This window comes from Streptomyces sp. NPDC021012 (assembly GCF_044333355.1).
Taxonomy (GTDB): domain Bacteria; phylum Actinomycetota; class Actinomycetes; order Streptomycetales; family Streptomycetaceae; genus Streptomyces.
The window spans coordinates 120,490-141,804 of sequence record NZ_JBIRQU010000007.1; the positions used below are offsets into that span (position 1 = coordinate 120,490).

A 21,315-nucleotide genomic window follows, 5' to 3' on the forward strand; every position below is an offset into this window, starting at 1 on the left:
GTCACAGGACGCGGCGCAGGGCTCCCTCGGCGCGGAGGGCGTCCAGGGTGGGGTAGCCGTCGACGGCCATGATGAGGTCGGTCTCGGCGAGGAGGGAGCGGAGGACGTGGACGATGCCCTCCTCGCCGCCGAGGGCGAGGCCGTAGGCGTACGGGCGGCCGATGCCGACCGCCGTGGCGCCGAGGGCGAGGGCCTTCACGACGTCGGCGCCGGTGCGGACGCCGGAGTCGAAGAGCACGGGCAGGCCCTCGGCGGCGGCGACCACGTCGGGGAGGGCGTCGAGGGCGGGCAGGCCGCCGTTGGCCTGGCGGCCGCCGTGGTTGGAGCAGTAGACGCCGTCGACGCCGCCGTCCCTGGCGCGGCGAACGTCCTCGGGGTGGCAGATGCCCTTGAGGAGGATCGGCAAGTCGGTGAGGGAGCGCAGCCAGGCGAGGTCGTCCCAGACGAGCGGCTTGCCGAAGATCCCCGCCCACTCCGCGACGGCGGCGCGCGGGTCCTCCTCGGGGGTCTTCGCGAGCCGCGCCCGGAAGACGGGGTCCGAGGAGTAGTTGGCCAGGCAGTGCCCGCGCAGCTGCGGGAAGTTGCCGGTGGCGAGGTCGCGGGGGCGCCAGCCGGTGACCCAGGTGTCGAGGGTGACGACGATGCCCCGGAAGCCGGCGGCCTCGGCGCGGTGCACCAGGCTCTCCGCGAGGGCGCGGTCGGTGGGGGTGTAGAGCTGGAAGAAGCCGGGGGTGTCCCCGTACGCGGCGGCGACCTGTTCCATGGGGTCGACGGTGAGCGTGGAGGCGATCATCGGTATGCCGGTACGGGCGGCCGCGCGGGCCGTCGCGAGGTCGCCGTGTCCGTCCTGGGCGCAGAGCCCGATCACCCCGACGGGTGCCATGAACAGCGGGGACGGCAGTCTCAGGCCGAACAGGTCGACGGACAGGTCGCGTTCGGCGGCGCCGACCATCATGCGCGGGACGAGCCCCCACCGCCGGAAGGCCGTGACGTTGGCCTCCTGGGTGTGCTCGTCGCCCGCGCCGCCGGCCACGTACGACCAGAGCGAGGGCGCCAGCGCCGCCCGGGCCCTCGCCTCCAGGTCCGCGAAGGCCATCGGCAGGGAGGGCACGACGCCGAAGAGCCCGTTGAGATAGATCTCGTTCTGGTAGTCGCCGTACTTGGGGTTCATGGCGGCGTCGTCCCTTCCCGTGCCTCGTCGGATCGGATCAGGCGGACGGCGCGGCCGGGGGCCGTATGCCGAACCACTGCTCGGCGCCGTACTCCTCGAAGCGTTCCACCTCGGTGAACCCCAGCTTCGCCGCGAGGCGCATCGCGCGGTCGTTGGCGGTGCGGGTGGTGAGCACCACCGGCTCGCCGGGGTGCGCGGCGGCGAACCAGTCGAGGGCCGCCGCGCATGCCTCGGCGGCGTACCCGTGTCCCCACGCGCGCGGCAGGAGCATGTAGCCGAGCTCGGCCTCGCCGCCCTCCGGGCGGACGTGCCCCGGACGCTCCGCGTCGCGCCGATCGAGCGTGACCATGCCGATCATCGTCCCGTCGAGCTCGATCACGAAGAGGCGGGGGCGCCGCCCGGGCACCTCGGGCATCGCCCGGTCGAGCTCTTCGCGCGGCCGGGCGCCCCCGATGTGGGTGCCCACCTCCGGCGAGGCGAACAGCTCGACGAACGCCGCGCGGTCGTCGGCCTCCGACTCGCGGAGCACGAGCCTTTCGGTGCTGATCGGGGCAGGCGGCCAGGCGTCATGTCCGAGTTCAGTCATGGCGGGCAACCTACCGCGTGGGAGGCGCCTCCGGGGCGATGATCACGATCTGGTCCTCGGGATGCCAGTACCGGACGTGGGCCTTGGGCGGGTTGATGCGCAGGCCGTCGTCGGGGGGCGTCGGGGCGTGGGAGCGGTAGCCGATGGCGCAGGCGCCCTGGTGGGCGGCGGACGCGGCGACGGCGGCGAAGGAGGCGGTGCGGCCGGTCCTGACGTAGTGGGCGGCGGGACGGAGGTGGAGGGTGTTGCCGTCGGGGGCGAGGAGTTCCTCGAAGACGGCGGTGAGGTGGGGGTTCTGGGAGATCTGGGTCATCAGGAGTCCGATAAGCCTGCCGCTGACGACGAAGTCGGCGCCGGGGGCCGGCGGTGCGATGAGCCGGTTGCGGTCGTCGGTCAGCTCGGTGACGACGGGCATGCGCCGGCCGGCCTCCTGTTCTCCGGCCCGCAGGTGGAGGAGGGTGACGAGGGTCCGGTCGTCCGGGTCGGCGCGGCCCGGCCGGTGGTCGGGGCCGAGCACGATCACGGCGTCGTATCCGGCGAGGTCCAGCGCGTCCGTGGTCGCGCGCAGCGTGGGGTCGCCGGGCCGGTGGAGCACCGTCAGGCGTGCGCCGACGGCTTCGGTGACGGCCCGGACGGCGGTGACGGTGGCGGTGCGCGGCTCGGCCACGACGTCGAGGGCCGAGCCGGGCGGGGTGCGGCGCGCCAGCTGGGCGGCGATCCGGGGTGCCCGGCGGTTCCAGCCGAGGAGGAGGACGCGTTCGGGGCGGCCGGGGGCCTGGGGCGGTGCGTGCGTGAGCGCCGTCGGGTCGTAGGGCGCGGGGGTGGCGGAGAGACGCGTCGACCGTTCGTCCTCGGCGATCACGAGGAGGGTGTCGTCGGCGAGGATCCGGGTGGGGCGGGGCGGGTTGAGCGTGAGGGTGCCGTCGCCGTGGACGAGGCCGACGGCGGTCGACACCGGGCAGGCGCGGGCGGCCTCGTCGAAGGTGCGGCCCGGTAACCCCGGTTCCCGGACGGCGTGGAACTCGTGCCCGGCGAAGTCGAGGAGTTCCTGGTGGACGAGGGAGAGTCCGGGCTGCCGTACGCAGTCGACGAGGAGCCGTGCCGCGATGTCGTCCATGTCGAGGACGGTGGCCCGTGGTCCGCCGGCGAGCCGGGCGGCACCGAGGTAGCGGTCGTCGCGCACGGCGGCGACGACGCGTACGGGATCCGTCTCCGTCACGGACGCGGAGAGGGACAGCAGGGTCTTGACGACCTCGGTGTCGTCGCGGGGGTGGTCGCGGGGCAGGACGAGGACGCAGTCCGCGGTGGCCGGGCTGACGCGCGCCAGGGCGGCCGGGTCGGTGGGGCGGCCGCTGCGGCAGACGACCTTGGTGCGGCCCGTGGCGCCGACGGTGGCGTGGAGGTCCTCCTCCATGGCGGGTTTGTCGCGGTCGGCGAGGACGGCGACGACCCGGCGGCGGCGGTCGGTGCGGGCGGCGACGAGTTCGGCGAGGACGGTGGGGATCTGTTCGGACCAGCCGAGGACGACGGTGTGTCCGCGCTCCAGGATCGTGGCGTGGCCCCGGTTGAGGGCGATGAGGCGGTCGGTGAGCCCGGTGGTGATGAGGCTGACGAGGGTGGAGACGTAGAAGAGCGCGATGAGGGCGAGGAGTACGGACAGGGCGACGCGCAGCGGTGGGCCGACCTCGCCGCCCAGGCGCATGGTCTGTCCGGTGTTGCGCCACACCGCCGCGATCCTGGCGCCGAGGGAGGCGGGGGTGCGCTGGTCGGTCCAGGCCAGCGCGGTGCTGACGGGGACGACGAGCGCCAGGCAGACGAGGGCCAGCCAGCCGCAGAGGGCGGCGGTTCCTCGGGTGAGGGTGGTGTCGAACCAGTAGTGGAAGCGTTCCTCGGCGGAAGGGGTCCGGTGGGCGGGCCCGGGCCGGTGGTCGGTGGCCGGGGTTTCCCCGGTCCGGCCGGGACCGGGACGCTGTGCGGCGCCCCGCTGTCCGGGAACGACCTTTCTGTCTTCTTTTCGCACGCCAGCAGGGTGCCGCCCCTCCGTCGGCGGTGGGGCGGCATCCGGGCATATTCATCCCTTCGTGATCAGGCGTACGGATCGAAGGGGATGCCGGCCGGTTTCGCCTTGGCCAGGTGCGCGGCGAAGTTGCCGTCCTTGAGGCCGAAGACCGCGCTGCCGAAGTCGGCCTGGCTGAGCTTGTCGCGGATGCCCGCGGGGTAGCCGTTCCAGCCGACCAGAGCGGGGAACTGCCAGGTGTGCTGGTGGTTCTCGGGCGGTTCGTCGTTGGAGTTCGCCGGGCGGAAGCAGTGGGTGCCGATGCCGTCCTTGTGGTAGACGACCTTCGGGTGGGTGCCGTCCCAGCGGATCTTGTCGCGGCCGTAGACGTTGAAGTCGCCGTGGGCGGAGGTGGAGACGTACTGGGCCTGGTCGTTCTGCACCCAGACCACGACGTGCTCCCAGTCGTGGCGGTGTCCGCCGAGGCTGCTGCCGATCACCGCCTGGTCCTTCTCGAAGTAGAGGCCGTAGATGATCGCGCACCAGCCGTTGTTGCACTTCGCGCGCGCGTACCCGTTGGTGTTGGTGAGGTCCGAGGCGTCGTGGCACTGGCCGTTGAGGGCGCCGGACGGGTTGAGGCCGCCGTTCAGCGTCCCGTCGGGGCCGATCGCGGGGGTGGGGTAGCAGCCGTCCGTGTCGTAGTCGTAGGCCGGCTGGAAGGTCTGCTCCAGGCCGTCGGCGTTGGCGGGCAGGGCGGTGGGCGGCGCGGCGAGCGCGCTGCCCGGCAGGGCGATGAGCAGCGCGAGGGCGCCGGCGAGGGCGAGCGCGCCCCTGGTGGCGTACGCCTGTGTCTTCACGGTGTCCCCCCGGGTCGGTTGGCGTGGACCGACCGCATCTTGACATGTTCACTCCATGCGCGCGAGGGGGTCCGCGCCGGTGCTCACCGCAGCGCCGCCTCCACCAGCCGGCGGATCTCCTCGGCGGGGACGGTCCCCCCGTTGACCAGGCGGTCGAAGACCAGGCCGTCCACGCAGGTGAGCAGCGTGACCGTGCGCGCGGGGGCGTCCGCGAGGCCCCGGGCGGCGAGGAGGTCCTCGACGGAGCGGCGGGCCGCGTTGTCGCGGGGCACGAGGATCTCCCGGAGCTCGGGGTGGTGCACGCTCTCCAGGGCGCAGGCGTAGCGCGCGAGGGAGCGGCGGCGCCCCTCCCCGGTGAGCCGGAGCGCGGCGAACGCGGTGAGTCCGGCGACGAGTTCCTCGGCGTCGCGCGGCGCGCCGGCCCGCCGCCCGGCCTCCTGGATCTCCTGCTGGTCGCGCTCGACGAGGCGGAGCACGAGCGCCGTCAGGAGTGACCGGCGGGTGCGGTGGTACGCGGACGTGGTGCCCGGCGGGAGGCCGGCGGCCCGGTCGACGGCGCGGTGGGTGAGCCCGCGCATCCCGTGCTCGGCGAGGACGTCGATGGCGGTGTCGGCGAGGAGGGTGCGGCGGGCGGCGGCGGAGGCGGACATCCCCCCTTTCTACACCTGTAGAGGGGAGGAGTACGGTTCTTCTACAGGTGTAGAAGAACCGGCGGAGAGGGGCCCGACATGGGCGGCGGGAACGCGGTGGTGGTCGGTGGCGGGATCGGCGGCCTCGCGGTGGCGATCGGACTGCGGCGGGTCGGCTGGGAGGTGACCGTCCTCGAACGCGCCGCCGCCCTCGGCGACGCCGGCGCGGGCATCTCCCTCCACGCCAACGGCATCCGCGCCCTGGACGCCCTGGGCGTCGGCGGGGCGGTGCGCGAGGCGGCCCGGCCCCAGTACACCGGCGGCACCCGCGTCCCGGGCGGCGGCCGGCTGGCCCGGATGGACGGGGCCGCCCTGGAGCGGGCGCTCGGCACCCCGATCGTCGGGATCCCGCGCGCCGTCCTGCACCGGCTGCTGCGCGCGGCGCTGCCCGCCGACCGCCTGGTCGTGGGGGCGGAGGTGACGTCCCTGGACCTGACCGCCCCGGACCGGGTGGGGGTGGTCACCGGCGAGGGGGTGCGGGAAGCGGATCTGGTGGTGGCCGCCGACGGCGTGAACAGCGCACTCCGCCGCCTGCTGTTCCCCGAGCACCCGGGGCCGGCGTACAGCGGCTCCACCGTCCTGCGCGCGATCACCGACTCCCCCGTACCGCTCGCGACCGACTTCGAGCTGACCTGGGGCCGGGGCGCCGAGTTCGGGCACATCGCCTTCACCGACGGGCGGGCCGAGTGGCACGCCGTGCTCAACTCCCCGCCGGGCGTGCGCCATCCGGATCCGCTGGCGGTGCTGCGCCGCCGGTTCCGGGACTGGCACGAGCCGATCCCGGCCCTCCTCGCGGCGACCCGGCCCGAGGCCGTGCTGCACCACGACATCCACGAACTGGCCACTCCCCTGCCGTCCTTCGCCGTCGGCAGGGTCGCCCTGCTCGGCGACGCGGCCCACGCCATGACCCCGAACCTCGGCCAGGGCGCCTGTCAGGCACTGGAAGACGCGGTCTCGCTGGCCGCCGCGCTCGCCGGCGCGCCCGGCGTCGACACGGCGCTGGCCCGGTACGACGCCGAGCGCCGCCCGCGCAGCCAGGCGGTCGCCCGCGCGGCCCGCCAGGCCGGGCGGGTGGGCCAGCAGCTCTCGCATCCCGTCGCCGTCGCCGTACGCAACACGGCCCTGCGGGCGGCGCCGGACCGCGCGACGCTGCGCGCCGTCCTGCGGCATGCCGACTGGACGCCGCCGCGCCTGGATCCGTAAACCAGCTAGACGATACGTATCGTCTCACTTAAGGTCGTCGTCATGACCACCGCCTCCCCCGCGCACATCGCCATGTTCTCCATCGCCGCCCACGGCCACGTGAACCCGAGCCTGGAGGTCATCCGCGAGCTCGTCGCCCGGGGTCACCGCGTCAGCTACGCCGTCCCCGCGCCCTTCGCCGAGAAGGTCGCGGAGACCGGGGCGACGCCCGTCGTGTACACCTCCACGCTGCCGACCGACGACGACCCGGACGCCTGGGGCACCGAACTGATCGACAACATCGAACCGTTCCTCGCCGACGCGACGCAGGCGCTGCCGCAGCTCGCCGAGGCCTTCGACGCGGACCGACCGGACCTCGTCCTCCACGACATCACCTCCTATCCGGCCCCCGTCCTCGCCCGCACCTGGGGCGTCCCCGCCGTCTCGCTGTGGCCGAACCTGGTGCCCTGGGAGGGATACGAGGAGGAGGTCGCCGTGCCGATGTACGCCGAGCTCAAGGCCTCGCCGCGCGGCAAGGCGTACTACGCCCGCTTCGAGGAGTGGCTCGGCGCGCACGGCATCGACACCCACCCGGACAGGTTCGTCGCCCGCCCGCGCCGCGCGCTCGTCCTCATCCCCCGGGCCCTCCAGCCGCATGCCGACCGGGTGGACGAGTCCGTGTACACCTTCGTCGGCGCCTGCCAGGGCACCCGCACCGAGCAGGGCGACTGGCAGCGGCCGGCCGGGGCGGAGAAGGTGGTCCTGGTCTCGCTCGGCTCCGCCTTCACCAAGCAGCCCGGCTTCTACCGGGACTGCGTCGAGGCCTTCGCCGGCCTCCCGGGCTGGCACCTCGTCCTGCAGATCGGCAGGTTCGTCGACCCGTCCGAGCTCGGCGAGCTGCCGCCGAACGTCGAAGTCCACCCCTGGGTCCCCCAGTTGGCGATCCTCCGGCAGGCCGACGCGTTCATCACGCATGCGGGCGCGGGCGGCAGCCAGGAGGGACTCGCCACCGCCACGCCCATGGTCGCCGTGCCGCAGGCGGTCGACCAGTTCGGGAACGCCGACATGCTCCAGTCGCTGGGCGTGGCACGGCACCTGCCCATGGAGGAGGTCACCCCCGAGCGGCTGCGGGAGGCCGTGCTCTCACTCGTCGACGACCCCCAAGTGGCCCGCCGCGCACGGGAGATCCAGGATGCGATGGCCCGCGAGGGCGGCACGCTCCGCGCCGCCGACCTGATCGAGGCGGAGCTCGCCTGACGACGACGCACGCGGGTACGGGGCGTTCTCACCCGAAGTCGCGGAGGGGCCGCCCGGCGAGGCGTAGGGTCGCGTCATGTCCAAGACCGAGATCGACCAGGTGACCGCCGAGTTCTACGGCGCGTTCGACAACCGGGACGGCAAGGCCGCCGACGTGGACCGGATCCGGCGGCTCATGCTGCCGCAGGGGGTCGTCGTCTGCACCGCTCCCACGTTCACCACGTACTCCGTGGAGGAGTTCGTCGTGCCGCGCGAGAAGCTGCTCTCCGACGGGCGGCTCGTCGAGTTCTCCGAGTGGGAGACCTCCGAGGAGACGCGGATCGAGGGCGACCTCGCCTCGCGCTTCGGCACCTACCGCAAGTCCGGGGTCCTCGACGGGAAGCCCTACGAGGGCGAGGGCACGAAGACGCTCCAGTTCGTCCGGACGCCGGACGGCTGGCGCATCACGGCCTTCTCCTGGTTCGACAGGCCCTGACCGGGACGGCGGCCCGCCGCTCGACGGCTCACGACGACGGAGTACGGAGTGCGCACGGCGGTTGAGTACGGATGCTCATGTCCGCGCCGCGGGGTCCACGGACGATGGTTCCGTCACCGTCCGCCTCGCATCCAGGGGGCTTCCCGTGCTCAGCCGCATCGCCGCCCACGCCGTCCCGTTCTTCGGGCGGCTGACCGTCACCTCGGACCCCGGGGCCCGGGTCGAGCCGGGCAGCATCCTCGTCGTGAACCACACGTCGCTCGCCGACCCGGCGCTCGTGCTCGCCGCGCTCCGCAGGCGACTGGCCGTCGAACCGGTCCTCCTGGCCACCTCGGGGCTCTGGCGGATCCCCGTCCTCGGCCGGGCGCTGACCCGCGAGGGCCACGTCCCCGTCCACCGCGGCTCGGCGCACGCCGCGGCCGCTCTGGACCACGCGGCGGTGGCGCTCGCCTCGGGGCGGCACGTGATGCTGTACGCGGAGGGGCGCATCCCGCCGCGCCGGGACGCCGCCGAGAACCCGCCGGAGACGTTCCGTACCGGACTCGCGCGGCTCGCGCGGGCGACGGGGGCGCCGGTCGTGCCGATCGGCCAGGCGGGGGCCCGGCGGATCACCTCGGGCGGACGGGTGAAGCAGCTCGCCGGAGTGCTCACCGCGCCCGTGCGCCGGCCGTGCCTGCACGTCCACATCGGAACGCCGCTGCACCTGCCCGACGACGTGGCCGCCGCGACGGAGCTCGCCCACGGGGCCGTGACCGAGGCCTGGCGGACGGCGGCCGGCGCCCTTGGCGAACCGGCGGCCCTCGGCGGCGGGGGAACGCCCGACTGATCCGAGGCCCCTCGTCAGGCCGCCCGCTCGTCCGCGTCCGCCGGCCGGAACAGCAGCGGGGGCAGGGCGGGTTCCTCCCTCCACGAGGACCCGGCCCCGGCGACCTCGCGGCGCCCGGCCGGTCAGAACACCGACAGGCCCGTGATGGTCGTGAAGCGGTCGAGGGCGGTGACGCCCGCCACCGAGTTGCCCCGGCTGTCCAGGCCGGGGCTCCACACGCACAGGGTGCAGCGGCCGGGGACGACGGCGACGACCGCTCCACCGACGCCGCTCTTGCCGGGGAGCCCGACGCGGTAGGCGAAGTCGCCGGCCGCGTCGTAGGTGCCGCAGGTGAGCATGACGGCGTTGACCTGCTTGGCCTGACTGCGGGTCAGCAGGCGGCTGCCGTCGGCGCGGAGCCCGTGCCGGGCCAGGAAGCCGGTGGCGAGGGCCAGGTCGGCGCAGGAGGCCTCCAGGGAGCACTGGCGGAAGTACTCGCGCAGGAGGTCGGGGACGGGGCCCGTGATGTTGCCGTAGGAGGCCATGAAGTGGGCGAGGGCCGCGTTACGGTCGCCGTGGGCGGCCTCGGAGGCGGCGACGGCGGCGTCGAAGGCGAGGTCGGGGTTGCCGCTCTCGGCCCGCAGGAAGTCGAGCAGGGTTCCGGAGGCGTCGCCGGTGAGGCGGTGCAGCCGGTCGGTGACGACGAGGGCGCCCGCGTTGATGAACGGGTTGCGCGGGATGCCGTGCTCGTACTCCAGCTGGACGAGGGAGTTGAACGGGTCGCCCGAGGGTTCCCGGCCGACGTGGGCCCAGAGCGCCTCGCCCTCTCCGGCGAGGGCGAGCGCGAGGGTGAAGACCTTGGTGACGGACTGCGTGGAGAAGGGGCGGCGCCAGTCCCCCACTCCGTAGACGGTGCCGTCGAGTTCCGCCACGGCCATGCCGAAGTCGCGCGGGTCGCCCGCCGCGAGGGCCGGTATGTAGTCGGCCGGGGTGCCCCGGTCGGTGAGGTCCGCGATCTCCTCGGCGATGCGGTCCAGGACGGGCTGGAACTGGAAGGTGGTGCCGGTGGTCACGCGCCACCCCGCGGCGCCAGGCCGAGGTCGCCGCCGTCCGGCACGGCGAAGTAGCGGGCGACGTCGGCGTCCGTGACCTCGGGGAGGGTGGCCGGGGTCCAGCGGGGGTCACGGTCCTTGTCGACGACCTGGGCGCGGATGCCCTCGACGAGGTCGGGGGTGGCCAGGGCGGCGCAGGAGACGCGGTACTCCAGGTCGAGGACCTCCTCGAGGCCGGCGAGGGCGCGGGAGCGGCGGAGGGTGGCCAGGGTCGCCTTGAGGGCGGCCGGGGACCGTCCGAGGAGGGTCTCGGCGGTCTCCTTGGCGGCGGGCGCTCCGGTGTCGAAGAGGCGCTCGACGATCTCCTCGACGGTCGGGGCGGTGTAGCAGGCGTCGATCCACGCCCGCTGCTCGGCGAGGACGCCCTCGGGCGGCGCGGCGGCGTGGCGGGCGAGGGCCTCGGCGGCCGGCAGGTCCGTCAGGTCGCGGGCCAGGGCGGGGAGTTCGGCGGAGGGCACGAAGGCGTCGGCGAGGCCCGTGAGGATCGCGTCGGCGGCGCCGACGGGGCTGCCGGTGAGGGCGAGGTGGGTGCCGAGTTCGCCGGGGGCGCGGCCGAGGAGGTACGTGCCGCCGACGTCGGGGACGAAGCCGATGCCGGTCTCGGGCATGGCGACCCGGGAGCGTTCGGTGACGACGCGGACGGAGCCGTGCGCGGAGACGCCGACGCCGCCGCCCATGACGATGCCGTCCATGAGGGCGACGTAGGGCTTCGGATAGCGGGCGATGCGGGCGTTGAGCCGGTACTCGTCCCGCCAGAAGGCCGCGGAGGCGGAGCCCCCGGCGCGCGCGTCCTCGTGGATGGCGCGGATGTCCCCGCCGGCGCAGAGGCCTCGCTCGCCCGCGCCTTCGATGACGACGGTGGCGACGGCCGGGTCGTGCTCCCAGGCGGTGAGGGCGTCGTCGACGGCGAGGACCATGGGGTGGGTGAGCGCGTTGATGGCGCGGGGCCGGTTCAGGGTGATGAACCCGGCGCGGCCCTCCGTCCGGAGGAGTACGTCGGGAATTCCGGTCGGCACGATCACTCGGTCCCTTCGGGTGGCACGGCTCGCTGTCCGGGCCACGGTACCCGGGCGCTCCGCACGTGCCGAAGGGCGGGAAGGACTCATCCGCTTCTCGCGGATCCTGATTGCACGGTGCGCGGTCCGGTGACGGCCGCTACTCCGCGTCCTCACGCCGAGTCCTTCCCGTCACCTCCATGGAACCACCGGTGGGGCGGGGACGCGAGCCCCGGCGTCACGGGACGTGGTCACGGGGTGACCACGTCCCGTCCCGGGCTCAGGCCGGCAGCAGGTCCTGCGGGATGCGCACCTGCCGGGGGGTGGAGAGGCGCAGTTCGATGATGTCCCGGACCGTGGGCCACTCCTCGTCGAGGATCGAGTAGAAGGCCGTGTCGCGGACGGCTCCGTCGAGGCCACGGGAGTGGGCGCGGCGGATGCCCTCGCAGGTCGCTCCGAGGCGCTCGATGGCGATTCTGGAGCGGGTGTTGCGGGCGTCGGCGCGCATGCTGATGCGGCGGACGCCCCAGGCCTCGAAGGCATGCCGGAGCATGAGGTACTTGGCCTCGGTGTTGATGCCGGTGCCCCGGGCGTCGCCCGCGATCCAGGTGTTCCCGATCTCGGCGGCGTCCGGGACGGCGGTCAGCGGATCGCCGTGGGGCATGCCGGGGGTGGGCGGCCAGACGAGCGGGCCCCGCCAGTAGTCGAGTTCGAGGAAGCGGGTGGAGCCGATGACTCGTTCGTCGGCCGTACTGACCAGGGCGAAGGGCAGGCAGCGGCCTGCCGCCTGATCGGCGAGGGCGCGGGCGATGTAGTCGAGGGCCGATTCGAGGCCGTCGGGTACGGGGGTGAAGGCGTAGGCCGATCGGTCCGCCCCGCCGGCCCGCGCGAGGGCTTCGGCGTGCCGCATCGCCAGCGGCTCCAGGCGCACGGAGCGCCCGGTCAGGAGAACAGGTACTGGCACGGAACCTCGGGTCTTTCACGGGCAGGGACGACTCCCGCCGCGGGAAGGCCGCGGCGGCAGCTGGAGGGAGGTTCTCGCCTGGTTCCGGAGGTGTCGAGAGAACGACAAATGAGCAGGTAAAACGGTTCGTCACCAGGTGCGAGGAGGAACAGTATGCAGCCACAACCGCTCCGAGAACAGAACCCTGGGAGAACCCGCGTCCACGAGGGGGTGAAGCCTGCCGTGCGCCCGGTCCGCACGGTCTCACGGGCCGGACGGGGCCGCCCGCCAGTCGGACGGCCCTCCGGTTCAGACGCAGGTGGGATGGCCCCAGCCGTCGGAGTTCTTCGCGATGGTCTCGCCCTTGTCGTAGGCACGACCACAGCGGCAGCGGCCCGGGAATTTCGCGTTCAGGGTGCCGCCGGACGGGCGACTCCTGCGGGCGGATCCCCCACCGGCTCCCGTGGAGCCCGTACGGGGCGCAGAGGAGCGCGTCCGGGGCGTGGAGGGGCGTGCGGAGGGCTCCGCCGGGGGCAGCTCGGCCCCGGCGCCGGAGGCCAGGGGTTCCTGCGTACGGGCGGAGTGGCTGGCCGCGCGGTCGGCGGCGTCGTTGAGGGGGTCCCCGTCGACCTGGTGCGCGGGGACGTAGACGAAGTCGACGTCCCGGCCGGTGAGCAGCGCGTCGATCCGGACGACCAGGTCCTTGTTGGCGACGGGGGTGCCCGCGGCGGTCTTCCAGCCCTTGCGGCGCCAGCCGGGGAGCCAGGTCGTGACGGCCTTCATGGCGTACTGCGAGTCCATGCGGACCTCGGCGGGCACGGCGGGGTCGAGGGCCTCCAGGAGGCGCTCCAGGGCCGTGAGTTCGGCCACGTTGTTGGTCGCCCGGCCGAGGGGGCCCGCCTCCCAGCGGTCGACCGCCCCGTCGGCGCGGCCGATGACCCATGCCCAGGCCGCGGGGCCGGGGTTTCCCTTGGACGCGCCGTCGCACGCCGCGATGATCTTCTCCACCATCCCACGATCCTGACACGGCGACGGAGGTGGGCGGTCCCACCCCCGTCCCCGTGCGGCCGGGGCCGGGTCAGAAGGCGCCGTAGTTGACCTGCCAGGTCGGCAGGCCCATCCGGCGCCAGAGGGCGACCACGCGGTCGCGGTCGTCCAGGGAGACCCGGACCGCGTACCGGTGGCGGACGTGGGCGTCGAAGAGCTCCGCCTTCACCAGGTCGTCGCCCCGTCCGTCGCCGGAGGCGCGCATCCACAGCTCGTCGTACGGCACCTCGTGGCGGGCGAGCCAGCTCTCGGTGAGGTCGCGGTGGTCCTCGCTGCGCCCGGAGAGCAGCACGATCCGGTCCCGCTCGGTGTGCCGGAAGGCCCGCAGGGCGTCGCGCACGGAGGGGTTGACCAGGTCGCGGTCGCAGCGGGAGAAGTCGTACGGGCCCCGGTCGACGCGCAGCGCGAGGGTGCCGTCGATGTCGCACATGACGGCGGTGGGCAGCGCCGGGTCGGGGACGTAGGGCTCCCCGACGGTGGGGCGGTCGTTGAGCCAGTCCGCGGTGAGCCGCCAGCCGCCCCGGGTGGCCTTGGCGTGCTTCTCGGCGAGGATGCGGATGATCTCCTCGCCGACGGGCCGCTCGCGGGCGGCGTCGCGGCGGACGCACTCGTCGACGGGGACGCCGGTGAAGTCGTGGACGGCGAAGGTGGCGAGGCCGCCCACGGCGGCCTTCAGCCGCTTGGGGACGTGCGGGGTGAGATGCGTGTTGTCGACGACGACGTCGAAGCCGTCGTCGACGGCGGCGCGGACCGCCGCGTCCTGGATGCCGAGCACGGTCTGCTCGTGCTGGTGGGACCGGCCGCGGTCCGGCGAGGGGACGTCGAGCATGGCGCGGAGGTCGTCGAGGTTGACGCGGCGCATCCGGCCCTCGGCGGCGGCCTGGAGGGCACGGGCGGCGGTCGTCTTCCCGGAGGCCGGGAGGCCGGTCATGAGGTGGACCACGGGCACGGTCAGTTCTCCTCGTCGTGGGCGAAGGGGTCGGTGGCCTCGGGGCGCAGCTGCCGCCAGACGAGGAGGTCGGTGCGGCGCCCGTCGAGGCGCAGGAAGAGGAGGGCGCGCAGGGCCCGGTCGGTGACGTCCGAGGCGGCGCGGGCGAAGGCCGCCCGGTCGCCGGCGAGGTGGGCCAGGCGGGCGTAGGCCTCGTCGACGGCCCGCTCGCGGTCGGCGGCGGCCGTTTCGAGCCGGTCGATCACCTCGCGGACCCAGGCGTCGAACTCGTCGGGGACCTGTTCGAGGAGGGCGTCGAGGGGCTTTCCGCCGTCGGCCTCGACCTCGGTGACGGCGCAGCCGAGGCCCTTGGCCAGCTCGCCGGCGGGGACGCCGGCGAAGCGCTGGATGCCGTGGCCGCGCCAGATGTCCCGCTCGGTGACGCCGGTGAGCACCTTGTGGAGGCGCACGTACTCGCTGAGCTTGGCCTTGGCGCGCAGGCCGGAGGCGAAGCGCAGGACGAAGCCCTCGGCGTCGGTGCCGGTGGCCGGGTGGCCGCCGGGCAGGGTGTTGGACTCGGTCAGGGCGACGAGCTCGTCGACGCGCATGGCGGGCCAGGTGCGGACGACGGAGCCGAGGGGCCCCCAGCCCTCGGCGGCCTCGGCGAGGGGCGTCTCGGTGCCGTCCGGGCCGAAGGCCGCGAGCAGCACGAGGTCGCGGCGCTCGCCGTAGTTCACGACGATGCGGTTGCCCGGGTAGACCATCTCGGCGAGGTAGGTCGTGCCGGGGGTCAGACCGGTGGTGTCGGCGGCGTCGAGGCGGCGCTGCGCCCAGGTGGCCTGGCCGCTGGTGAAGGAGCCCTTGGAGGCGACGTGCCAGCGGTCGGCGTAGTGGAAGACCACGGCGAGGCTGCCGTCGACCTTGTCGTACACCTCGAAGGGTTCGTCGGGCAGCGGGGGCGCGTAGGGGCGGCCGCCCGCGTGTTCGGAGAGGTTGAAGAACTTGGGGAGGGGGAGCGCGACGATCCGCCCGGTGGTGTCGTCGGCGACGAGCCCGCGGCACCGTGTGGTGGCCCGGTTCCAGTGCTGGGCGTACTGGCATGCGCGCGTGTACGTGTAGATCGACAGCGGCAGCTCGGGGTGGCGCTTGCGGGTGACGTGGCCGTCCGCGAGGGCGGCGGCGAGTTCGTCGGACGGCATCAGGTCGTGCAGAGTCAGGGTCGCCTGGCTCATGGGGGTCCCTCCCGTGTGTTCGATGATCCATTCTCGGGCGGGACGGGCCGGGAAGGACAACGAATTTCGAAGGGATCCGAAGGGGGGCGGTCCGCCGGGGGCGCCCGACCGGACTCCCGATCCCGGGCGTGTCGGTGGTGCCCCGTAGACTCGCCGTCTGCCCGTCGGTGACGGAGGCCGGCGCAGGAACGAGGAAGCGAGCCCCATGAACCACGCGGACGGCACGGCACCGATCTATGCCGAGCTCATACGGGAGCGGGGGGACGTTCCTCGTGACGTCCGCCAGGTCGCCGAGGAGGTTCTGCGGGATCTGAGCCGTTACATCCAGATGCCTCCGCAGGGGATGCCCGGCCCGCAGGGCGCCGTCGCGCACGCGGGCGCCCCGCACCCCGGTGCCGGTGCTCCGATGGGCGTCACCGGCCCGATGGGCTCCGTCGGCCCCATGGGCGTCGGCGGTCCTTCCGGCATGGTGGGCCAGGCGGGGGCCGTCGTCCCGCACCGGCCGATGCTCTGATCCCGTCCGCCGGACCGTTGTCAGTGGCGTACGTCATGCTGCCTCGCGACATGACCGTACGGTGATCCAGGGGATGACGACATGGCCGAGGTGCTGCTCTTCCACCACGCGCTCGGACTGACGGCGGGCGTCGAGGCGTTCGCCGACGGGCTGCGGCGGGCCGGGCACACGGTGCACGTGCCCGATCTGTACGAGGGGCGTACGTTCGGGGACCTGGAGGCCGGCGTCGGGCACGCCCGGGAGATCGGCTTCGAGACCGTCGTCGCGCGGGGCGAGAAGGCGGCCGAGGGGCTGCCCTCGGAGCTCGTGTACGCCGGGTTCTCGCTCGGCGTGCTGCCCGCGCAGAAGCTGGCGCAGACCCGGCCCGGGGCCGCCGGCGCCCTGCTGTTCGGTGCCTGCGTGCCGGTGGCCGCCTTCGGCGCCGCCTGGCCCGAGGGCGTGCCCGCGCAGGTGCACGGCATGGACGCCGACCCGTACTTCGTCGGCGACGGGGACCTGTCGGCGGCGCGCGAGCTGGTGGCGGGCGCCGGGGACCGGGAGCTGTTCCTGTACCCGGGGGCGGCCCATCTGTTCACGGAGCGCGGCACGCCGGACTTCGTGCCCGAGGCGGCCGGGCTGTGCGCCGAGCGGGTGCTGTGCTTCCTGGACGCCCGCAAGGGGTGAGCCCCGGGGGTCGACCGATCGGTGGACCCCGGTGTCGGCCGTCCCGCCCGCCGGAAGGGGCCGGGCGGCGGACCGGGCGGCGGTGGGCGCGGGCGGAGGATCGGGGCAGGGCGCGGACGCCCGGCGGGGCCGTCCGCGCGGTCGCCGTACCGAGGAGTCCGTCATGCCGAAGTTCCGCCGTCCGTCCCGTGCCGCCCGGGTGCTCGTGCCCGGCGCGGTGGCCGTGGTCCTGCTCGCGGGTTGCGCCCGGGGCTCCGCGGCGACGCCCGTCGGCGCCTCCCCCGCGGCCGGATCGGCCACCCCCGGCTCCCCCGCCACCGTGACGCCCGACCCGGGCGGCACGGTCGCCCCGGGCACCCTGCTCGTCACCGACTTCGGCTCCGACACGGTCACGTTCGTGGACCCCGCGCGGGGCGCCACCGGCTCCGTGGAGGTCGGCACCGCGCCGTACGGTCTGGCCGTCGGCGAGGACGGGCGGGCCTGGGTGGCGACCGCCGAGGGCGTGGCCGTCGTGGACACCGCGAGCCGGGAGCGCCTGGCGCTGGTCCCGTACCGCACGGACACCGGTCCGGTGACCACGGGCGAGTACCGGGGCGGCGGCATGGGCATCGCGCTCGCCCCGGACGGGCGGCGGGCGTACGTGGGGGTCAACGTGCCCGGTGGGAACGGCGCGCTGGAGGTCGTCGACACGGCGGCGCTGAAGGTCACGGACGTCGTCCCGGTCGGCCGGCGCCCCTTCGACGTGGACGTGTCGCGGGACGGCTCCGAGGTGTACGCGACGGACCACGACTCCTTCGACGTGACGGTCGTCGCGGCGGGGACGCTGGAGCCGCGCCGGATCGAGGTCGCCCCGTACGGCACGGAGGGCGGGCTCGGTTCCTGGCTCAAGCCGCACTACACGGCCGTACGGCCCTCGGACGGGAAGCTGCTGCTGCCCTTCGAGGGCGAGCGGCTCGCGGTGGTGGACCCCCGGACGGGCCGGACGGCGATCGAGCCGATGACGGCGAACACCCATCAGCACGGCACGACCGTGACCGCCGACGGCACGCTGCTGACCGTGGGCACCGGGCCGATCGATCCGGACGCGGACGAGGGGCCCTCCCTGACGGTGCGCACGCCCGGCGGGGCCGAGCGGGTGTATCCGCTGGAGGGCCCGCACGAGAGCGTGGCCGTGTCCCGGGACGGCCGCACCGCCTATGTGACGGGCGGCTTCACCCGGGACGGCTACTGGGACGGTCTGACCGTGGTCGACCTCGGCACGGGCGACACCCGCCGTCTTCCGGCGGGCTCGCGGCCGCTCGGGATCGCCGTCCTCTGAGGCGCCTCAGCGCTGGGGCGGCAGGACGGTGAGGACCCGCTCCACGAAGGCCTTGAAGTCGGCCATGAAGTCGGTCAGGAACTGCTGGGTCGTCGGGTCGGTGACCTCGCCGTCCTCGCCGAACAGCCCCGGGGTGAACTGGATGTACGCCTCCGGGGCGTTCATCTGCGGGGAGTTGCAGAAGGAGAGCACCGAGCGGAGGCTCTGCTGGGCGACGGCGGTGCCGATCTTGCCGGGCGAGGCGCCGATGACGGCGGACGGCTTGTGGGTGAAGGAGTTGGTGCCCCAGGGACGGCTGGCCCAGTCGATGGCGTTCTTGAGGGCGCCGGGGATGGACCGGTTGTACTCGGGGGTGACGAAGAGGACCGCGTCGACGGACGCGATGGCGTCCTTCAGCGCCCTGCCCTCGGGCGGGTAGTCGGCGTCGTAGTCGTGGTTGTAGAGCGGGAGGTCCTTGATGGGGATCTCCTGGAACTCCAGGCCCGGCGGCGCCACGCGGAGGAGCGCGCGGGACAGGATCCGGTTGATGGACGTGGCCGACAGACTGCCGATGAAGTAGCCGACCTTGTACGTGGTCATGCGCGCTGTTCCGCCTTCCGTGGGGGCCTGGGGGATCTCCTTCCGCAACGTAACCCGAGGAGCGATACCTCACCAATCACGATAAAAAGGGTGAAAAGACGCTCATACGGAAGGGCGGACAGCGTGACGCGACCGAGGATTCTCGTGGTGGGCGCCGGTTTCGCCGGAGTGGGCTGCGTGCGACGGCTCGAACGGCGCCTCGCGGCGCGGGAGGCGGTGATCACGCTGATCTCGCCGTTCTCGTACCAGCTGTACCTGCCGCTGCTCCCCCAGGTGGCCGCCGGCGTGCTGACCCCGCAGTCGGTCGCGCTGTCGCTGCGGCGCAGCCGGCGGCACCGGACCCGGATCGTCCCGGGCGGTGTGGTCGGGATCGACACGGCGGCGAAGGTCTGCGTGGTGCGGACGATCTCCGGGGAGTACGTGACGGAGCCGTACGACCACCTCGTCCTCGCGCCCGGCAGCGTGACCCGCACCTTCGACATCCCGGGGCTCGCCGAGTACGCGCGCGGGATGAAGACGCTCGCCGAGGCCGTGTACATCCGGGACCACGTCATCGCCCAGCTGGACCTGGCGGACGCGAGCGACGACGACGAGGAACGGGCCGCGCGGCTGCGGTTCGTCGTGGTCGGCGGCGGATACGCGGGGACGGAGACGGCGGCCTGCCTCCAGCTGCTCACGTCCAACGCGGTCAAGCGGTACCCCCGGCTCGACCCCGACCTCATCAAGTGGCACCTGGTGGACATCGCGCCGAAGCTGATGCCCGAGCTGGGCGACAAGCTGGGCGCCGCCGCCATGGACATCCTGACGAAGCGCGGCATCGAGGTGTCCCTCGGCGTCTCCGTGGGCTCGGTGGACGAGGAGACGGTGACGCTCACGGACGGGCGGGTGCTGCCGAGCCGGACGCTGATCTGGACGGCCGGCGTGGCCGCGAGCCCGCTGATCGGCACCCTCGGCGCGGAGACCGTCCGGGGCCGGCTCGTCGTCTCGGCCGAGATGGACGTGCCCGGGCTCGACGGGGTGTGGGCGCTCGGCGACGCGGCGGCGGTCCCCGATCTCGCCAAGGGCGGGGAGGCCGCGATCTGCCCGCCGACCGCGCAGCACGCGATGCGGCAGGGCAAGGCCCTCGCCGACAACCTGGTCGCGACGCTGCGGAACGAGCGGACCCGCCCGTACACCCACAAGGACCTGGGGCTCGTGGTGGACCTGGGCGGCATGGACGGGGTGTCGAAGCCGCTCGGGGTGGAGCTGCACGGGGCGCCCGCGCAGGCCGTGGCCCGCGGCTACCACTGGGCGGCGCTGCGGACCAATGTGGCCAAGACCCGGGTGATGACGAACTGGCTGCTCAACGCCGTCGCGGGCGACGACTACGTGCGGACCGGGTTCCTGGCCTCGAAGGCGGGGACGCTGCGGGACTTCGAGTACACGGACGCGTACCTGACGGCGGAGCAGGTCCGTGAGCACACGGCCTCGTTCCGCGGGGCGGTGGGGCCCGGCGGCGGGAACTGACGCCGCGCGGCGCCGGGGCCTGCCTCCCGGCGCCGCGCGGGCCGTCAGCGGGCGAGTTCCGGTGCCGGGCCCATGACCACGACCGGTTCGGCGGCCGGGTCGAGGGCGCGCAGGAGTTCGCGCAGCGTCTCGCGTTCCAGGGCGACGCAGGCCTGGGTCGGTCCGCCGTGGTCGACGTGGATCCAGACCCCGCCGCCCTTCTCCTCGCCGAGGGGCCGTTCCCTGTCGAGCGGGGAGCGGCCGGGCACCCGGTTGTAGTCGATGGCGATCACATGGTCGAAGGAGCCTTCGAGGGGTTCGCCGGAGAGGCCGGTGCCGCTGATCTCGAACTCGTCGCTCTGGTCGTACGGGAGCCGGGAGCCGGGGTCGGGCAGCAGGCCGCCCGCGTCGCCGATCCGGAAGACCCCGATGGGGCTGCGCAGGTCGCCGGCGGTGTGGTCGTCGGTCCAGCCCCGGAGGGCGTTGTGGGCGGCCCACGGTCCGGCGATCCCGGTCCACCGACCGGTCCTGGCGCGCGAGTAGAGGGTCACCATCGCCGTGTTGGAGTCGGCGTCGACACCGGTGACGACGAGGGCCTGGGTGGTGTCGGCGGGCACGAGGGCCTGGGTGGCGGGGCCGATGCCGGGGAGCCGGGGAGCGGCGGCCGGGGCGGAGGCGAGGTCGTTCGCGGCCACGCCCGGCGCCCCCGGGGCGGGGCGGCTGTCCCCCGAGGCGGGCGCGGTCGTGGAGGCGGGTGGGGCGGGTGCGGGCGGGACGGGGCTCGCGCAGCCGGTGAGCAACAGGGCCGCGCACAGTGTGCCGGCGCTCAGCAGCGCGGGGGCGCCCTTGCGGACGGGCATGGGACGGCATCCTCCTGGCCGGGGGCAGTGCAGCGATCCGTACCCGTTCGGCGGGCGGCACTGCCGCCGGGGCCGCGCCCTCACCCGTACGGACGTGTCCCCGCTGGGCCGGAAAGAGGTTGACCGGGCGGGGCGGCCGCGCTTTCCTGCGGGAATGAGTGATCTTCGTATCGAACGGGCGCGGACCGAGGAGCAGCTCGCCGACTGGCGGGCCGTGCACAACACGATCATCCCGACGGCGGTGCTCTCCCCCGAGGAGGTGCGGGAGCGGGCGGGCCGCAACCGGCTCGACGTCGCGTACCTCGGGGAGGTGGCGGTGGGGTGTTCGACGGTGCGCCCGCCCGACGGGGAGACCCCGGCGGCGACCGTGATCGCCCGGACGCTGCCCGGGTACCGGGGGCGCGGCTTCGGGACCGCGCTGTACGAGCGGGGGCTCGCGCACGCGCGGACGCTGAGCGACGAGGGCGTGGAGACGGTGGTGCTCGCCTCGAACGAGGAGGGGCTGCGGTTCGCGCTGGCGCGCGGCTTCGTGGAGGCGGAGCGGTACGTCCTGCCGGGGGACACGGTCCCGTTCGTGGCGCTCCGACTGGCCTGACGGGCACATTCCCTGACGAGCCGTCA

22 protein-coding genes are annotated in these 21,315 nt (G+C 74.2%); 9 read left to right on the forward strand and 13 right to left on the reverse strand.

Annotated features, from left to right (window positions below; translation table 11 throughout):
* Position 1: 1 nt before the first annotated feature.
* The 5 genes from ACH4TP_RS23405 to ACH4TP_RS23425 form a co-directional block, all read right to left on the reverse strand.
* Positions 2 to 1,171 carry an alpha-hydroxy-acid oxidizing protein gene (locus tag ACH4TP_RS23405; RefSeq protein WP_389235667.1) on the reverse strand — a complete coding sequence of 390 codons (1,170 nt, stop codon included), beginning with the start codon at positions 1,169 to 1,171 and terminating at the stop codon, positions 2 to 4.
* A gap of 37 nt (positions 1,172 to 1,208) precedes the next feature.
* The gene (locus ACH4TP_RS23410) at positions 1,209 to 1,757 is read right to left on the reverse strand and encodes a GNAT family N-acetyltransferase (RefSeq protein WP_398439016.1); all 549 of its coding nucleotides are present in this window, start codon (positions 1,755 to 1,757) and stop codon (positions 1,209 to 1,211) included.
* A 10-nt stretch (positions 1,758 to 1,767) separates the two neighbouring features.
* Positions 1,768 to 3,777: an NAD-binding lipoprotein gene (locus ACH4TP_RS23415; protein WP_398439017.1), complete on the reverse strand. Its 2,010-nt coding sequence runs from the start codon at positions 3,775 to 3,777 to the stop codon at positions 1,768 to 1,770.
* A gap of 65 nt (positions 3,778 to 3,842) precedes the next feature.
* The gene (locus ACH4TP_RS23420) at positions 3,843 to 4,610 is read right to left on the reverse strand and encodes an NPP1 family protein (protein ID WP_389235658.1); all 768 of its coding nucleotides are present in this window, start codon (positions 4,608 to 4,610) and stop codon (positions 3,843 to 3,845) included.
* An 83-nt stretch (positions 4,611 to 4,693) separates the two neighbouring features.
* Positions 4,694 to 5,260, reverse strand: coding sequence for a TetR/AcrR family transcriptional regulator (locus ACH4TP_RS23425; protein ID WP_398184983.1), 567 nt, complete (start codon positions 5,258 to 5,260; stop codon positions 4,694 to 4,696).
* Between the two features lie 78 nt (positions 5,261 to 5,338).
* On the opposite strand from ACH4TP_RS23425, the gene ACH4TP_RS23430 reads away from it, so the two are divergent.
* The 4 genes from ACH4TP_RS23430 to ACH4TP_RS23445 all read left to right on the forward strand — a co-directional run bounded on the left by ACH4TP_RS23430 (position 5,339) and on the right by ACH4TP_RS23445 (position 9,039).
* Complete coding sequence (locus tag ACH4TP_RS23430) at positions 5,339 to 6,502, forward strand: FAD-dependent monooxygenase (protein ID WP_398439018.1); 1,164 nt, start codon at positions 5,339 to 5,341, stop codon at positions 6,500 to 6,502.
* Between the two features lie 42 nt (positions 6,503 to 6,544).
* Positions 6,545 to 7,738: a macrolide-inactivating glycosyltransferase gene (gene mgt / locus ACH4TP_RS23435; protein WP_398439019.1), complete on the forward strand. Its 1,194-nt coding sequence runs from the start codon at positions 6,545 to 6,547 to the stop codon at positions 7,736 to 7,738.
* A gap of 76 nt (positions 7,739 to 7,814) precedes the next feature.
* On the forward strand, positions 7,815 to 8,213 hold the full coding sequence (locus ACH4TP_RS23440; RefSeq protein ID WP_389235646.1) for a DUF4440 domain-containing protein: 399 nt from the start codon (positions 7,815 to 7,817) through the stop codon (positions 8,211 to 8,213).
* Between the two features lie 145 nt (positions 8,214 to 8,358).
* The gene (locus ACH4TP_RS23445; protein ID WP_398439020.1) at positions 8,359 to 9,039 is read left to right on the forward strand and encodes a lysophospholipid acyltransferase family protein; all 681 of its coding nucleotides are present in this window, start codon (positions 8,359 to 8,361) and stop codon (positions 9,037 to 9,039) included.
* Between the two features lie 122 nt (positions 9,040 to 9,161).
* On the opposite strand, the gene ACH4TP_RS23450 is transcribed toward ACH4TP_RS23445, so the two are convergent.
* From ACH4TP_RS23450 to ACH4TP_RS23475, 6 genes are all read right to left on the reverse strand, one after another.
* The gene (locus tag ACH4TP_RS23450) at positions 9,162 to 10,091 is read right to left on the reverse strand and encodes a glutaminase (RefSeq protein ID WP_389235634.1); all 930 of its coding nucleotides are present in this window, start codon (positions 10,089 to 10,091) and stop codon (positions 9,162 to 9,164) included.
* Complete coding sequence (locus tag ACH4TP_RS23455) at positions 10,088 to 11,152, reverse strand: enoyl-CoA hydratase/isomerase family protein (protein WP_398184965.1); 1,065 nt, start codon at positions 11,150 to 11,152, stop codon at positions 10,088 to 10,090. Before ACH4TP_RS23455 ends, ACH4TP_RS23450 begins: the two co-directional genes overlap by 4 nt.
* Positions 11,153 to 11,405: 253 nt before the next feature.
* Positions 11,406 to 12,089, reverse strand: a complete 684-nt coding sequence (locus ACH4TP_RS23460; RefSeq protein ID WP_389235628.1) for a GNAT family N-acetyltransferase — start codon at positions 12,087 to 12,089, stop codon at positions 11,406 to 11,408.
* A gap of 288 nt (positions 12,090 to 12,377) precedes the next feature.
* On the reverse strand, positions 12,378 to 13,079 hold the full coding sequence (locus ACH4TP_RS23465; RefSeq protein ID WP_398439021.1) for a ribonuclease H: 702 nt from the start codon (positions 13,077 to 13,079) through the stop codon (positions 12,378 to 12,380).
* Between the two features lie 67 nt (positions 13,080 to 13,146).
* Positions 13,147 to 14,064, reverse strand: a complete 918-nt coding sequence (locus ACH4TP_RS23470; RefSeq protein WP_398439022.1) for an AAA family ATPase — start codon at positions 14,062 to 14,064, stop codon at positions 13,147 to 13,149.
* 2 nt (positions 14,065 to 14,066) lie between these two features.
* The gene (locus ACH4TP_RS23475; protein WP_398439024.1) at positions 14,067 to 15,275 is read right to left on the reverse strand and encodes an RNA ligase; all 1,209 of its coding nucleotides are present in this window, start codon (positions 15,273 to 15,275) and stop codon (positions 14,067 to 14,069) included.
* A gap of 205 nt (positions 15,276 to 15,480) precedes the next feature.
* Here ACH4TP_RS23475 and ACH4TP_RS23480 point away from each other — a divergent pair, with 205 nt between their 5' ends.
* From ACH4TP_RS23480 to ACH4TP_RS23490, 3 genes are all read left to right on the forward strand, one after another.
* Entirely contained in the window at positions 15,481 to 15,789 is a 309-nt protein-coding gene (locus ACH4TP_RS23480) for a hypothetical protein (protein WP_389235616.1), read from the forward strand.
* An 81-nt stretch (positions 15,790 to 15,870) separates the two neighbouring features.
* Positions 15,871 to 16,452, forward strand: a complete 582-nt coding sequence (locus ACH4TP_RS23485; protein WP_398439025.1) for a dienelactone hydrolase family protein — start codon at positions 15,871 to 15,873, stop codon at positions 16,450 to 16,452.
* Positions 16,453 to 16,615: 163 nt separating this feature from the next.
* On the forward strand, positions 16,616 to 17,770 hold the full coding sequence (locus ACH4TP_RS23490) for a hypothetical protein (RefSeq protein WP_398439027.1): 1,155 nt from the start codon (positions 16,616 to 16,618) through the stop codon (positions 17,768 to 17,770).
* Between the two features lie 6 nt (positions 17,771 to 17,776).
* Here ACH4TP_RS23490 and ACH4TP_RS23495 read toward each other — a convergent pair whose 3' ends face one another.
* Complete coding sequence (locus ACH4TP_RS23495; protein WP_389235607.1) at positions 17,777 to 18,349, reverse strand: NADPH-dependent FMN reductase; 573 nt, start codon at positions 18,347 to 18,349, stop codon at positions 17,777 to 17,779.
* A 123-nt stretch (positions 18,350 to 18,472) separates the two neighbouring features.
* Between ACH4TP_RS23495 and ACH4TP_RS23500 the strand changes: the two genes are divergently transcribed.
* Positions 18,473 to 19,855 (forward strand): NAD(P)/FAD-dependent oxidoreductase, encoded by a 1,383-nt coding sequence (locus tag ACH4TP_RS23500; RefSeq protein WP_398439028.1) that lies wholly within the window; start codon positions 18,473 to 18,475, stop codon positions 19,853 to 19,855.
* A gap of 44 nt (positions 19,856 to 19,899) precedes the next feature.
* On the opposite strand, the gene ACH4TP_RS23505 is transcribed toward ACH4TP_RS23500, so the two are convergent.
* Complete coding sequence (locus tag ACH4TP_RS23505; RefSeq protein WP_398439030.1) at positions 19,900 to 20,694, reverse strand: hypothetical protein; 795 nt, start codon at positions 20,692 to 20,694, stop codon at positions 19,900 to 19,902.
* A gap of 154 nt (positions 20,695 to 20,848) precedes the next feature.
* Between ACH4TP_RS23505 and ACH4TP_RS23510 the strand changes: the two genes are divergently transcribed.
* Positions 20,849 to 21,289 carry a GNAT family N-acetyltransferase gene (locus ACH4TP_RS23510; RefSeq protein ID WP_398439031.1) on the forward strand — a complete coding sequence of 147 codons (441 nt, stop codon included), beginning with the start codon at positions 20,849 to 20,851 and terminating at the stop codon, positions 21,287 to 21,289.
* The last annotated feature ends 26 nt before the right edge of the window (positions 21,290 to 21,315 follow it).